At 39.4% G+C, this 12,605-nt stretch carries 14 protein-coding genes; 9 read left to right on the top strand and 5 right to left on the bottom strand.

The annotated features are described in order from the left end of the window. Positions 1-3: 3 nt before the first annotated feature. Together CJD30_RS05280 and CJD30_RS05275 are read right to left on the bottom strand one after the other, a co-directional pair. Positions 4-225: a hypothetical protein gene (locus tag CJD30_RS05280; RefSeq protein ID WP_294917067.1), complete on the bottom strand. Its 222-nt coding sequence runs from the start codon at positions 223-225 to the stop codon at positions 4-6. Continuing rightward, positions 222-494 carry a hypothetical protein gene (locus tag CJD30_RS05275; protein ID WP_294917065.1) on the bottom strand — a complete coding sequence of 91 codons (273 nt, stop codon included), beginning with the start codon at positions 492-494 and terminating at the stop codon, positions 222-224. The genes CJD30_RS05280 and CJD30_RS05275 overlap by 4 nt, the downstream gene beginning before the upstream one ends. 389 nt (positions 495-883) lie before the next feature. Between CJD30_RS05275 and CJD30_RS05270 the strand changes: the two genes are divergently transcribed. The 5 genes from CJD30_RS05270 to CJD30_RS05250 all read left to right on the top strand — a co-directional run bounded on the left by CJD30_RS05270 (position 884) and on the right by CJD30_RS05250 (position 6,213). Then, complete coding sequence (locus CJD30_RS05270) at positions 884-2,365, top strand: OprD family outer membrane porin (RefSeq protein WP_294917062.1); 1,482 nt, start codon at positions 884-886, stop codon at positions 2,363-2,365. Between the two features lie 143 nt (positions 2,366-2,508). Beyond that, positions 2,509-3,519 (top strand): sulfate ABC transporter substrate-binding protein, encoded by a 1,011-nt coding sequence (locus CJD30_RS05265; protein WP_294917060.1) that lies wholly within the window; start codon positions 2,509-2,511, stop codon positions 3,517-3,519. Between the two features lie 18 nt (positions 3,520-3,537). Then, positions 3,538-4,368, top strand: a complete 831-nt coding sequence (cysT, locus tag CJD30_RS05260) for a sulfate ABC transporter permease subunit CysT (RefSeq protein WP_294917058.1) — start codon at positions 3,538-3,540, stop codon at positions 4,366-4,368. Continuing rightward, complete coding sequence (locus CJD30_RS05255; RefSeq protein ID WP_294917056.1) at positions 4,365-5,192, top strand: sulfate ABC transporter permease subunit; 828 nt, start codon at positions 4,365-4,367, stop codon at positions 5,190-5,192. Before cysT ends, CJD30_RS05255 begins: the two co-directional genes overlap by 4 nt. Next, positions 5,182-6,213, top strand: coding sequence for a sulfate/molybdate ABC transporter ATP-binding protein (locus tag CJD30_RS05250; protein ID WP_294917053.1), 1,032 nt, complete (start codon positions 5,182-5,184; stop codon positions 6,211-6,213). The genes CJD30_RS05255 and CJD30_RS05250 overlap by 11 nt, the downstream gene beginning before the upstream one ends. A 31-nt stretch (positions 6,214-6,244) precedes the next feature. Here CJD30_RS05250 and CJD30_RS05245 read toward each other — a convergent pair whose 3' ends face one another. Further along, positions 6,245-7,051, bottom strand: a complete 807-nt coding sequence (locus tag CJD30_RS05245; RefSeq protein ID WP_294917051.1) for a sulfite exporter TauE/SafE family protein — start codon at positions 7,049-7,051, stop codon at positions 6,245-6,247. A gap of 157 nt (positions 7,052-7,208) precedes the next feature. Between CJD30_RS05245 and CJD30_RS05240 the strand changes: the two genes are divergently transcribed. From CJD30_RS05240 to ygiD, 4 genes are read left to right on the top strand one after another with little or no spacing between them, the layout of a single operon-like run. Beyond that, positions 7,209-7,658: a MarR family winged helix-turn-helix transcriptional regulator gene (locus tag CJD30_RS05240; protein WP_294917048.1), complete on the top strand. Its 450-nt coding sequence runs from the start codon at positions 7,209-7,211 to the stop codon at positions 7,656-7,658. 47 nt (positions 7,659-7,705) lie between these two features. Next, positions 7,706-8,413 carry a pirin family protein gene (locus CJD30_RS05235; RefSeq protein ID WP_294917045.1) on the top strand — a complete coding sequence of 236 codons (708 nt, stop codon included), beginning with the start codon at positions 7,706-7,708 and terminating at the stop codon, positions 8,411-8,413. 30 nt (positions 8,414-8,443) lie between these two features. After that, positions 8,444-9,016 (top strand): YceI family protein, encoded by a 573-nt coding sequence (locus tag CJD30_RS05230; RefSeq protein ID WP_294917043.1) that lies wholly within the window; start codon positions 8,444-8,446, stop codon positions 9,014-9,016. Between the two features lie 9 nt (positions 9,017-9,025). Next, positions 9,026-9,850 carry a 4,5-DOPA dioxygenase extradiol gene (ygiD, locus tag CJD30_RS05225; RefSeq protein ID WP_294917040.1) on the top strand — a complete coding sequence of 275 codons (825 nt, stop codon included), beginning with the start codon at positions 9,026-9,028 and terminating at the stop codon, positions 9,848-9,850. A gap of 5 nt (positions 9,851-9,855) precedes the next feature. Here the strand turns inward: ygiD and CJD30_RS05220 are convergent, their stop codons facing one another. Both CJD30_RS05220 and CJD30_RS05215 read right to left on the bottom strand, forming a co-directional pair. Beyond that, positions 9,856-11,163, bottom strand: a complete 1,308-nt coding sequence (locus CJD30_RS05220; protein ID WP_294917037.1) for a response regulator — start codon at positions 11,161-11,163, stop codon at positions 9,856-9,858. 6 nt (positions 11,164-11,169) lie between these two features. Next, a complete protein-coding gene (locus tag CJD30_RS05215; RefSeq protein ID WP_294917035.1) occupies positions 11,170-12,327 on the bottom strand; it encodes an ATP-binding protein in 1,158 nt (385 codons plus the stop codon). Between the last annotated feature and the right edge of the window lie 278 nt (positions 12,328-12,605).

The raw sequence follows: 12,605 nt of genomic DNA, 5'->3' as shown, positions 1-12,605 counted from the left end.
TTATCAGTGGTTTTCGAGACGATCAATCAATGCGTTGATCTGTTTTTCTTGCTCGTACAAAGCGAAAGTTTTACGAACGTAGGCTTGGAGAAGAAACTTTAGATCGTTGTTCCCCTCAAAAGCAAAATCTTGTTTCATATGTGCAGTCAAAAATTGGGCAAAATCGTCCTCTACATCAATGTCATAGCGTTTGGCATTGATGGTAAGGGATACTTTGGTTTTCATCCAAGAAGACTTTCGATTTTAGCAACGATCGCTTCGATCTCGGCATCTTTGGCAGCCAAATCCTCATTCAACATTTGGATCTCTTCGTCTTTTGATGCCAATGCACCGTGAAGACGCTGAATTTCCGCATCTTTACTCTCTTCATTCCCGCGCATCGAAGCGCTTTCGATGCGAAGGGTTTCCAACTCCTCTTTGAGCGTCGCTTGTTTTTCAAGCAAATCATTAACCAGTGTTGTCAGTTTTTCGAGCGGAGTAGGATTAAATAACATAATGAACCTTCGTAATATAGTCTCTTTGCTGTAATTTTATCACAGATTTATGAAGGGCATTCAGAACTGCATCATATCATTCTTTTGAGGAAAGTATTTTTTATATCAATTCACTGAAAATATCTCGAATTTGATCTTATTGCTTTAAATTCTTTCAAATATACTATTATTTTTTTTGAATATTAAGATTTGTTTTTTTTATTACAATATCAGGAAAACTCCATAAACAGCGAGGTTAAACAAATTTTTAGTCTATTCTAAACAAATCGATTAAATACTTTAGTATTTCTATAGATTTACTATGTTTTATTGACAGAAAACTTTCCTTGTCACTACTATTCCAGCCGAAAATAGATTGGTTGCATTATAAGTGACCTTAAGGAAATACGATGAAATTCACAACATTCAGCTGGGCAACATTACTTGTCCTCGCTTATACGAATGCGTTTGCTGCAGAAACAATAGCAGATGCCTTTAAAGAAGCACAGGTAAGCGGAAAAATACGCTTTAACTATTTTAATTGGCAGTGGAATGATCTTGATGATTATAACAAAGGAAATACCGCAAATAATGGTGGAAAAACCAATCCTGATAGCGAAATAGCCGCATTAGGTGGGAGTGTAGCAATCAAAACAGCTACTTTGAAGCATTTTCGGCTACAGGGGGAATATTTTACGTCACAACCTATATCCGGATTAAGCCACAATGCTGTTTTTGCAAAATCCGGCGCCGATTTAGATCGTGGAAATGCGTTTAATACATCAGCATCCACATATACTACCTATTCAGCAGCAAATGGCGTTGTACAAACACCGGATAAAGAACTCGATCCTATCAATGTTTTGGGAATTGCAAATATCCAATTTGAGTATGACAAATCTCTCATTACTGCAGGAAGACAATATTTTGAAACTCCTCTTACCGGAGCGGATGATACAAAAATGGTTCCATACACTTTTAATGGATATACAGCTGTTAACAAAGATCTCCAAAATACGACTTTTACACTAGGTTATATCACAGAGTTTAAACTTCGAAATGAAACTTTTTTTGGTGGATTACTTGATAACGATAGCTACACCAATAAAGGGCTTCGCACAAGCGGTTTAACTACCGGTGGAACGGCAGCATTCAACAATTTGAAAAAAGTAACTCCTGATTATTTAGGTGTCATTGGCATTGACAACAATTCTTTTGCCAATCTCAAATTACAACTCTGGTATTACCAACTTGATGGCATTTTAAGTGATGTCATCGCAGAAGCTAATTACAAAATCAATATTAATGATTTATCGATCACACTGGGAGGACGTTACCTGCGCCAAATTGATCAATTAGATGGGAAATTAGGATCAGCGAATATAGCAGCATTTGATGGATCCAATACAGGATATAAGACGCCTACAAGTCTAAATTCAACGTTTTGGGCATATCGAGCAATAGCAGAAAAAGGGGCAACAAAATTTCAATTAGCTTACTCTGCTGTATCTAATGACGCTGATATTCTCTCTCCATGGGGAAGCTATCCGACTAAAGGGTATACAGCAACAATGAAAATAGAAAACTATGACGCCAATATCAGATCCTATAGCGCAACAGTTTGGTACGACTTCGAAAAAGCAGGCTTGTTCAATGGTTTGTCTACGAATATTTGTTATCTCTTTGATAATAGAGACGAATCAAAAATACAGCCTAAGGGAGATATGAGAACCATTACCGCTGATGTGAACTATAAGTTTACAAATGCACTCAGCGGAAGAATCCGGTTTGGAGATCATAACGATAAAGGGAATGCACAATATGCCAAATTAGGTACGCCTAAAGGGTGGGATTTTACCGAATATCGTGCAGAGTTACTTTATAAATTTTAACCTCTCATACAAATTAAAAAAAAGGAGAAATACGATGATGATGGACATGTGTAAAACAAAATAAGCCTGCTCGCCTTTCAATGGGCCAAACAACTTGCACGAAATTATGCGTGAACTAAACTTTTAACATCAAGGAAATAAACATGAAAAAGCATTGGATAGCATTGGCTCTTTTAGCCTATATAAATCACTCAACCTTAAGTGCAGCAGAATACAACCTGCTAAACGTCTCGTATGATCCGACGCGGGAACTGTACAAAGATATTGATGCGCAATTCGCAAAACAATATCAGCAAAAAACAAGACAAATTGTTCATACACAAACCACCCATGGAGGCTCTGGAAAACAAGCGCGAAGCGTTATCGACGGTGTCGAGGCCGATATCGTAACCCTTGCCCTTGCCTATGATATTGATGCCATATCTGAAAAAGGAAAGTTGCTTCCGCAAAATTGGCAATCCAGATTACCGAACAATAGTTCGCCGTATACATCAACCATTGTATTTCTTGTCAAAAAAGGAAATCCAAAAGGTATAAAAAACTGGGAAGATTTAACGAAATCCGGTGTAGGTGTTATCACTCCAAATCCTAAAACATCTGGCGGTGCGCGATGGAACTATCTAGCAGCCTATGGATATGCTTTACAAAAATACCAAGGGGATCAAACAAAAGCACAAGCATTTGTAAAAGCGCTCTATAAGAATGTATTAGTACTGGATTCAGGAGCCCGCGGTTCAACTACTACATTTGTTGAACGTGGTATCGGAGATGTTTTGATTGCATGGGAAAACGAAGCACTTTTGGCAGTAAATGAACTTGGAAAAGATAAATATCAAATTATCACACCAAGCGTTTCAATTCTGGCAGAACCGCCTGTTGCTCTTGTGGACAAAAACGTTGATCGACACGGTACACGCAAAGTAGCTCAAGATTATCTCAACTATTTATACACAAAAGATGCTCAAAAAATAGCCCTAAAACACTATTTTAGACCTATTGCAAAAGAGTTGAACGGAGATGTTCAAAAAACTTTTCCACAAGTAAAATTATTCTCTATTGATCAGGTATTTGGAGGATGGACGAAAGCACAAAAAGAACATTTTAGCGATGGTGGAACATTCGATCGTATTTATAATCCAAATTCCAGACATTAAGGATTAACGTTGAATAGGATGAAAATAGCAAAACGCAGTGCATTACCTGCATTCGGTGTTACATTCGGATTCGGATTTTTTTATATGTGTCTTTTGATATTGATTCCACTCGCTGCACTAGCAGCTAAATCGATAGACGGAGGATATGAAACATTTATTGAAGCGGCATTCTCAGAAAGAGCTTTAGCTGCCTATAAAATCAGTTTTTCCGCTTCGTTTTTTGCAGCATTTGTTAATGCTGCATTTGGCTTTTGTATTGCATGGGTCTTGGCTCGGTATGAGTTTTTCGGAAAAAATATTTTAGATGCATTAGTGGATATGCCGTTTGCGCTACCTACGGCTGTGGCTGGGATAGCACTAACAACATTATATTCATCCAACGGTCTTTTAGGGGCACCACTCGAAACCATGGGGATTAAAGGTGCATTTTCATATTTCGGCATTGTTGTAGCGCTAATCTTTGTCGGTGTTCCTTTTACCGTACGCACTTTGGTCCCAGCGATTAAAGAGTTACCAAAGGAGATTGAAGAAGCTGCATCAACATTAGGGGCTAAAGGGTATCAAGTCTTTTGGAAAGTGATTATCCCTACTATATGGATCGCATGGTTAAGTGGATTCGTTCTAAGTTTTGCAAGAGCCGTAGGTGAATATGGATCTGTTGTTTTTATTGCGGGGAATCTACCGTTTCAAACTGAAATTGCTCCATTGATTATTGTTACAAAATTGGAACAATACGAATACATTGAATCAGCTGCAATAGCCGTTGTGATGCTTTTCGTTTCACTCATTTTCTTGGTATTAACCGATTTTTTAGGAAAAAAGCTTGGTAATGCAGGAGTCAATCGATGAGTTATGGAGGTTATAAAGAAACACGAATTATCCGGTGGAGTATTTTCATATCAGCATTTATTTTTATAGGATTTATGGTTATTTTACCGCTTACAACAGTTTTTTACTTTGCACTAAAAAACGGTTTTACGGTTTATATACAAGCACTAACCAGACCTGAGAGCATTTCATCTATTCAGCTTACACTTCTCGTGGGTGCAACCGCTTTAACGTTGAACACGATATTCGGTATTGCAATAGCATGGGCTGTAAGTAAATTTGATTTCGCTTATAAACGGTTGCTGGTCGCTTTGATAGATTTACCGTTTACCGTTTCGCCTGTAATTGCAGGAATGGTATTCATTTTGTTGTTTGGCAGCGATGGTTTTTTGGGTGAATGGTGTATTAATCATGATATCAAAATAGTCTTTTCAACCACTGGGATTGTCCTAGCAACAACATTCGTCACATTGCCATTTGTTGCTCGGTCTTTGATTTCACTAATGACAACACAAGGGCGAGAGGAAGAAGAAGCAGCCGTCACACTCGGAGCCGATTTTATGACAACGTTTTGGAAAGTAACTCTTCCAAGTGTAAAATGGGCATTACTCTATGGAATGGTTCTTTGTTTCGCACGCGCCATAGGTGATTTTGGAGCTGTTTCGGTTGTAGCAGGTTCAATGAAGAGCGTTACAATTGAAATATTCGAGCTTTATAACGAATATCTATCTTCTGAAGCCTTTGCACTTGCATCTGTTTTAACATTTGTTGCACTTGTTGCATTAGGAATCAAAAAAAGTATCGAAAAATTTCATTCGGAAAATGGAGGAAAGAATGAGTATTGAGATTATTGACGTCAGTAAAAAATTCGACACATATGAGGCATTAAACAATATCAATTTGTCAATTCAGCCCGGAGAATTGACTGCCCTATTAGGTCCTTCAGGATCAGGAAAAACTACGTTATTAAGAATTATTGCCGGATTAGAATCTGCCGATACTGGGGGCATTTTATTTGATGGTATCGATATTACAGAAAGTTCTGTCCGTTCACGTGGAATTGGATTTGTTTTTCAACATTACGCATTATTTAAACATATGAATGTTTTTGAAAATGTTGCATTCGGTTTGCGTGTCAAACCAAAAAAAGAACGACTTTCAGAAGGAGAAATAAGGCATAAAGTCGAAGAGTTACTCAATCTGGTTCAATTAAAATTTCATGCTAAAAGCTATCCTCATGAGCTTTCAGGAGGGCAAAAACAACGTATTGCATTAGTAAGAGCTCTTGCAGTAGAACCAAAAGTTTTATTGCTTGATGAACCCTTTGGAGCATTAGATGCAAAAGTACGAAAAGAACTTCGCGCATGGCTTCGACGCCTACATGATGAAACAGGTGTCACGAGTCTCTTTGTCACACATGATCAAGAAGAGGCATTGGAAGTGGCTGACAAAATCGTTGTCATGAATAGAGCAAAAATTGAACAAGAAGGGACCCCTGAAGAGGTTTATGCACATCCTGCCTCACCATTTGTCTATAGTTTTTTAGGTGAAGTCAACCTCTTTCATGGACGACACCCCTCTCAGGAAGAGGGTGTAAAAACAATCACGTATGTACGTCCTCATGATGTTGATATATATACTGAATTTCATGAAAATACGATCCCTGCGACTATTATCGGATTACGTGTAATAGGAGGAACCGTTCGTGTTGAACTTCAAGAAATAGATGGGCATGGAGTCGAAGCACATATTTCAAGTTCACGCAAAGATCAACTCGGTTTATCTGTGGGATTAAAATGCTTTCTTGCTTATCGAAATCAAAAGCATTTTGAGAAAAATGAATTTTATAAAGATTATAGTATATAAAGAAAGTTTGCATCTGCAAACTTTCTAGACTTTACGAAATAACAGAAAATAGCATCTTCACGCTCAAAAGCATCAATAAAAATGCAAAGATCCTTTTCAATATAGGAACTGGAAGAATATGCGCACATTTTGCACCGTAAGGTGCCATGAAAAAGCTCGTTAGCGAAATTGCCAAAACCGCCGGTACATAGACAAAACCAAGCTGAAACTGCTCAAATGAGGTATGATCCCAACCGGCGATAATATAGCCTATCGTACCCGTTATTGATAAGGGTAATCCGATAGCCGCTGACGTACCTATCGCTTTTTTGAGATCGATATTTTGCCATACCAAATACGGGACGCTGAGAGATCCTCCTCCAATCGAAACGAGTGCTGAAATCGATCCGATAATTGTGCCTCCGAAAAACAACCCTTTTTTTCCTGCAATTTGTCGAGTTGGTTTCGGTTTTTTATCAATAATCATTTGGATAGAGACATACGCCGTAAATAATGAGAAAAAAATGGCCAAATGGATCGATTTCAGATAGGCAGCCACAAACGTCATCATAAAGGTTCCTAAGATGATCCCCGGTGCTATCATTTTTACAATATCCCAGATTACACCTTCTTTGGCATTATGTGCACGCATACTTGCAAATGATGTGACGATAATCGCCGACATGGATGTCCCTAATGCAAAATGGACGACATCATCGGTCGCAATCCCTTGCGCTAAAAAAATAGCTGTTAATGCCGGAACCATTACAATTCCTCCACCTATTCCCAAGAGCCCAGCCATAAACCCGACAAAAATCCCTAAAGCAGCGTACACTGCAATCCATTCTATCCCGATCATATTGTCTCCCTTTTAAAAAACATCGTAATTGTAAAGGATAGAGAAGAAAAAGTAAAGTAAATATATTTATTTACTATAGTATACCTACATCAACTCCTATTGACATTATTACTAATTAGTAGTAATATTTCTCAATCAAATGATCTGGAGGTTTTCTATGAAACGTGCGAAAAGCTACGGCAGCCATCAAGATATCGTTTTACGCGCTCATATTGAGCTTTCACGATCACTGACCAAAATTCGAGCAAAAGAAACAACCTGGTTAGCAGAGCGCGATCTTACACTCCCACAATTTGGTATTTTGGAATCACTCTACCATCTTGGGCGGCTTACAGTGGGTCAGATCACGACGCTCACCCTCAGTACCCCTGGGAATATCACCGTTGTGATTAAAAATCTCGAATCCAAAGGGCTGATTTCTATGAGACCCTCAGATGAGGATCGTCGGATTAAATTGTTGGAGATCACGGAGAAAGGTTCAATGATGATCCAATCGATTTTTCCGAACCATGTTGAAAATCTGATCGGATGGTACGATAAAGCCCTGAGCGAAGAGGAGGTCAAAACCCTTTCTCATCTGCTCCGAAAACTCGAAAAAGCGCAATAAAAAATTTATCAAAATAGTACTAATTAGTACTACAAAAAGGAGATACTATGGCACTGACACTTCATCGCTCATCAGAGCGCGGGATCGCGGAACACGGATGGTTGCATAGCCGATTTAGCTTTTCTTTTGCCGAATATCACAACCCCTTTCGAATGGGATTTGGAGCCTTACGGGTGATCAACGATGATATTGTCGAAGCGGGAAAAGGGTTTGGAATGCATCCTCATCGCAATATGGAAATAATCTCTATCGTTACCAAAGGTGCATTGGAACATCGAGATTCTGAGGGAAATCACGGGATCATCAAAGCAGGTGAAATCCAGTATATGAGTGCCGGAAGCGGTGTCTTTCACTCCGAACACGCAACCGCAGATTCGGATGCAGCGCTTTTCCAAATTTGGATCCATCCCTCTCAAAACGGAGGATCGCCTAGATATGAACAGCGCAGTTTTATCCATCATGATCAACAAAACCGATGGATCACCCTCATCAGCGGTGACGGAATGGATGATTCGATTGTAATCAAACAAGATGCGGCTATCTATTCGACTGAAATCACAGAGGGAACCACCGTTGCGATTCCAAACGTCGCATCGGGTCACGGTCGATTGATCTTTGTCATCGAAGGCAAAATCAGTATAGATACTCAAACTCTTGAAGCAAGAGATGAGTTGCAAATCACAGACGAGGAGGAATATACCCTTTTAGCACACAGCGACTCTAAGGTTCTATTATTTGACGTGCCGATGCACTAACACTAAAACATTAATAACAAAGGATACATTATGAATAAAACCATCTCTACCCTAGCCGCTTTCGGATTGCTCAGCACTGCATCACTTTTTGCCGGAAATTATTCGGTCGATACGAGCCACTCCAACGTCGGGTTCAAAGTCAAACATATGATGATATCGGAGGTTTCGGGAAAATTCGACACCTTTAACGGAACGTTCGAATACGATGAAAAGAGCAAAACGCTTAAAACGTTAAACGGAAAAGTGGAGGTCAATTCGATCAATACCACCAATACCAAACGTGATGATCATCTCAAATCTCCTGATTTGTTTGATGTTCAAAAATATCCAACCATTACGTTTACTCTCGATAAAGTCAAAGGAAACAAAGCGTACGGGAAACTCACCATGCACGGTGTGACAAAAAATATCATTCTCGATCTTGAAAATAACGGTGTCATCAAAGATCCGTGGGGAAATACCCGTGTCGGTCTAGGGCTTAGCGGAAAACTTAATCGTAAAGATTACGGCATTACATGGAATACAGCTCTCGAAGCGGGCGGTGTTGCAGTAGGTGATGTAATCAAACTCGACGTTCAACTCGAGGGTATTTTGGCTCAGTAACGTCCGATCATGAACCGCCGTTATTTTTTAACGCTCATGGCAGCCTTGGCTGCCCATGCATCCCCATCAAGGAAACCGATCATGCGTCAAAGCGCCCTCTTTATCAGCCACGGCTCTCCGATGAACATCATCGAAGACAATCCCTATACCCGCAGTCTCAAAGAGCTCGGAAAAAGATTGCCTAAACCCCAATCGATTCTGATCCTCTCAGCGCATTGGGCGACGAACGGCTCTAAGGTTTCGATCGTTGATAAACCCGAAACAATTCATGATTTTTATGGTTTTCCTGATTCGCTCTATGATATTCATTACGATGCAGCAGGTGAGATGAATGCGAGTGTACTTTTGGCCCATTTGACGCATGCGTTAATCGATCGGCGTCATGGTCTCGATCACGGAGCATGGTCGGTACTGGTACATCTGTTTCCCGATCATGACATCCCTGTCTTTCAGCTCTCGATTGATCTCACTAAACCAGCATCATGGCATTACGAGTTAGGAAAAATACTTTCAAAACTAAGAGATGATGGAATCATGGTTATAGGCAGCGGAAATGTCACCCACAATCTCGGAGACATCGACAGAAATAGAGATGCCGCTGTTGCAGTATGGGCAAAAGAGTTTGATGATACGTTTGCCGATGCGATTCTAAACGACCATCAGAAGATCATCAGCTTTGATCTCCCCTATTTCGCCCATGCTCATCCGACACTGGAGCATTATCTCCCGATATTGCCGATTTTGGGATCGCAAAACGATGATGAAAAACTAACGACCGTGTATGAGGGATTTCAACATGGAACCCTCTCTATGCGATGCTTCCAAATAGGCTAATATCCTTAAAAAAAGAGCATCTCCATCTCTTCATTTTCCTCTTTTTTGGTTGTTTGAATCAACGCTGTGATTTGTGAAAAAGAGGAGATCAGAGAATCGTCAAGATAATGGATATCGTCTGCACTCATATCGATAAAGATTTCCCGTATCCAACAATCAAAATCGGTCAAGAAGCCATTCAAAAATCCGATAATCAGCGTTTTTTTATGCTCATCAAGTGACTCAAGTTCCAAAGATTCAAACGATTCTCCCAGTGACACAACGGCCTGCGCAAGGAGATGAAATTCAAACAGACGCTCTATTTGCTGTGCCAGTTCACTCGTAACACTTCCGATAGAATGGAGCAGTTCATAGTTATTGTTTTTGGAAATATTGAAAATCAACGAGTCCAATTTTTCATACGCTTTCTCAAACTCTTCCCGTCGATCGAAGAGATCGTCTTCGAATCCCTTGAGATACTCTTGCGCCGAAATTTTTCGATGTACCTGAGAACTTCCCGTTCCTGTTTTCACAGGTTCTACTGAATTTGCAAGCGGATCAGACGATTTTATCTCCCCTTTTTTTTCTTCGATATGGGTACGGCAAGAGAGAATATTATCTGCCAAACGATACTCCCCTTGCACAAATTCACGTTCCAAAATCGTATTCACTTTGGGCAAATCGATAATACGATTGGATTCCAACGTAAACAACAAACTTTTCTCATTCTCTTCACAATGTATATTAAAATGATGCCCTGACGCCAAAAGCTCCAGCCCGACATCATAGATTGAACGAACCGCATCACATAACAACGTCATATTGCCATAACGCTCGGACAAGAGATACTCTTCCCAAAAAAGGGCCAATGAAGTCTCTCGTAAAATTTTAAAACTTACACGGCGGTCATACACCGGTTCTTTAAAAAGATTGATACGCGAGAGATGGATATCCTGCGAAGAACGGCTTACGATCAATCGCAAATAGTTCACAAGCCGCTTTTTAAGAACATCCGGATGAAAAGGTTTCGTAATATAATCCTCAGCTCCCGCTTTGAGCATTAACGATTTGTGCATATCATCGTCCATTGCAGAGATGGCGACAACCATTATACTCGGATGATTTTTTTTGATGATCGTTGTCGCTTCGACACCGTCCATCACCGGCATCATAATATCCATAAAAATGATATCGACTCTCTCGGATTCACAAATCTCGACTGCTTCTTTGCCGTCTTTTGCTTCTAAAATTGCGATATCGGGGTGCTTGATAATATTGAGTTTTATAGCGAGACGATTATTCTTGTCATCATCTACAATTAAAATTTTACGCATAAAAAATCATTCCTTTTCCGTAGTTATAGTCGTAGCTTTGCCAGTTATTTGAAAACAAGCGCCTCCCAAAATCGCAGACTCTTTGCACTCAATCGTATAATTCATTTCATGACACAGCAGTTTGATAAAATGAAGACCGATCCCTGTCCCTTTTGCTTTACGCGTAAAATGGGAATCCTCCGCTTGTTCAAACAATTCGAATATCTTTTCTCTGTTTTCAGGAGCAACTCCAGCACCGTCATCTTCGATTGTCAATATAAAGGCTCCATCATTGACATGATATGAGATATAAATACGTGAAGAAGCATATTTGATCGCATTGGATAGCAAATTGGTAATCATCTTTGAAAAGTAATTCGCATCACCTACGAGTTTAGTGTTCTCGTCTATAGATACATCGATTTCGAGCGAATTGCTCATCAAAAGAACTTTATGATTTGTAATCATTTGCTGAATACTCAATCCGACATCAAATTCTTTCACATTAAATACAAGTTTATGGGCTTTTAGTTTTCCCAAATCAAGCAATGTCTCTACCGTTCGCAACATTATCAGTCCGCTCTCTCGAATGCTATCCGATAACTCAACCAACTCCTCAAACTCTTTCCCTTTATCTTCGAGGGTATTGCGAATGTAGTCTGAAAAAGTGATAACCGCATTGAGAGGCGTTTTGAGCTCATGCGTAAAAATAACTAAAAATGAGTCTTTGGCATCATTAATCTTCTGGAGCATCTCGTTTTCGATTTTTTGTTGTTCGCGAGCTTGCTTCTCTTCCAAAAGTTTTTTACCGACTTCAACGAATTCGGTTACTTCATAACGAACGGCCATAAACTCCTTAATCGTTCCATCGGGGTTGAGCAATGGAGAAACCACCGATTCAACGATATAGGGTTTCCCATTTTTATTGAGGTTCGTAATTCTCCCTCTCCATGTCCGCTTATCTAAGATCGTTGACCACATCTCTTTGAAACTCGCAGAGGGCATATCGGGGTGGCGAACGATATTATGCGGTTTATCTAAAAGTTCTGATGCGCTGTAACCGGATATCTCACAAAATTTTTCATTGACATAAATGATATTGCCTTTGATATCCGTCTTTGAAACAATGAAATTATTATCTACAATATTTTTATACTCTTTTAGAAGTTCACTTTGGGATGTCATCTTGCTACTTTCTTGGTTTTCATACGATTGGTTTAAAATTTATCGCTATTTTTCACCGTTATCGTAGCATCGTAGTGTGGCAAATATGTTTCAAAATTACTTTTATATATATTTTTATAAATAGTGACAAAAATGTCGCTATTTATTGTTTTGCCACAAAAATGCAACACGATTTAATTATAATTGCCATCACAAAATTGTTTAATTTCACAATAAATATTTGTTTAAGGCTTATGATGGTAGAGAGAGAGAGAGAGAGAGAGAGAGAGAGAGAGAGA

Source organism: Sulfuricurvum sp. PD_MW2 (genome assembly GCF_002633015.1).
Taxonomy (GTDB): domain Bacteria; phylum Campylobacterota; class Campylobacteria; order Campylobacterales; family Sulfurimonadaceae; genus Sulfuricurvum.
Note: the sequence above shows the minus strand (reverse complement) of the source record. Positions and strands in the feature narration are given on the sequence as shown.

Bases quoted from the DNA above. Each gene is read 5' to 3' on its own strand.
- CJD30_RS05265 (WP_294917060.1), top strand. From the start codon at position 2,509: ATGAAAAAGCATTGGATAGCATTGGCTCTTTTAGCCTATATAAATCAC.
- CJD30_RS05245 (WP_294917051.1), bottom strand. From the start codon at position 7,051: ATGATCGGGATAGAATGGATTGCAGTGTACGCTGCTTTAGGGATTTTT.
- CJD30_RS05240 (WP_294917048.1), top strand. From the start codon at position 7,209: ATGAAACGTGCGAAAAGCTACGGCAGCCATCAAGATATCGTTTTACGC.
- CJD30_RS05235 (WP_294917045.1), top strand. From the start codon at position 7,706: ATGGCACTGACACTTCATCGCTCATCAGAGCGCGGGATCGCGGAACAC.
- CJD30_RS05270 (WP_294917062.1), top strand. From the start codon at position 884: ATGAAATTCACAACATTCAGCTGGGCAACATTACTTGTCCTCGCTTAT.
- ygiD (WP_294917040.1), top strand. From the start codon at position 9,026: ATGAACCGCCGTTATTTTTTAACGCTCATGGCAGCCTTGGCTGCCCAT.
- CJD30_RS05255 (WP_294917056.1), top strand. From the start codon at position 4,365: ATGAGTTATGGAGGTTATAAAGAAACACGAATTATCCGGTGGAGTATT.
- cysT (WP_294917058.1), top strand. From the start codon at position 3,538: ATGAAAATAGCAAAACGCAGTGCATTACCTGCATTCGGTGTTACATTC.
- CJD30_RS05250 (WP_294917053.1), top strand. From the start codon at position 5,182: ATGAGTATTGAGATTATTGACGTCAGTAAAAAATTCGACACATATGAG.
- CJD30_RS05220 (WP_294917037.1), bottom strand. From the start codon at position 11,163: ATGCGTAAAATTTTAATTGTAGATGATGACAAGAATAATCGTCTCGCT.
- CJD30_RS05275 (WP_294917065.1), bottom strand. From the start codon at position 494: ATGTTATTTAATCCTACTCCGCTCGAAAAACTGACAACACTGGTTAAT.
- CJD30_RS05280 (WP_294917067.1), bottom strand. From the start codon at position 225: ATGAAAACCAAAGTATCCCTTACCATCAATGCCAAACGCTATGACATT.
- CJD30_RS05215 (WP_294917035.1), bottom strand. From the start codon at position 12,327: ATGACATCCCAAAGTGAACTTCTAAAAGAGTATAAAAATATTGTAGAT.
- CJD30_RS05230 (WP_294917043.1), top strand. From the start codon at position 8,444: ATGAATAAAACCATCTCTACCCTAGCCGCTTTCGGATTGCTCAGCACT.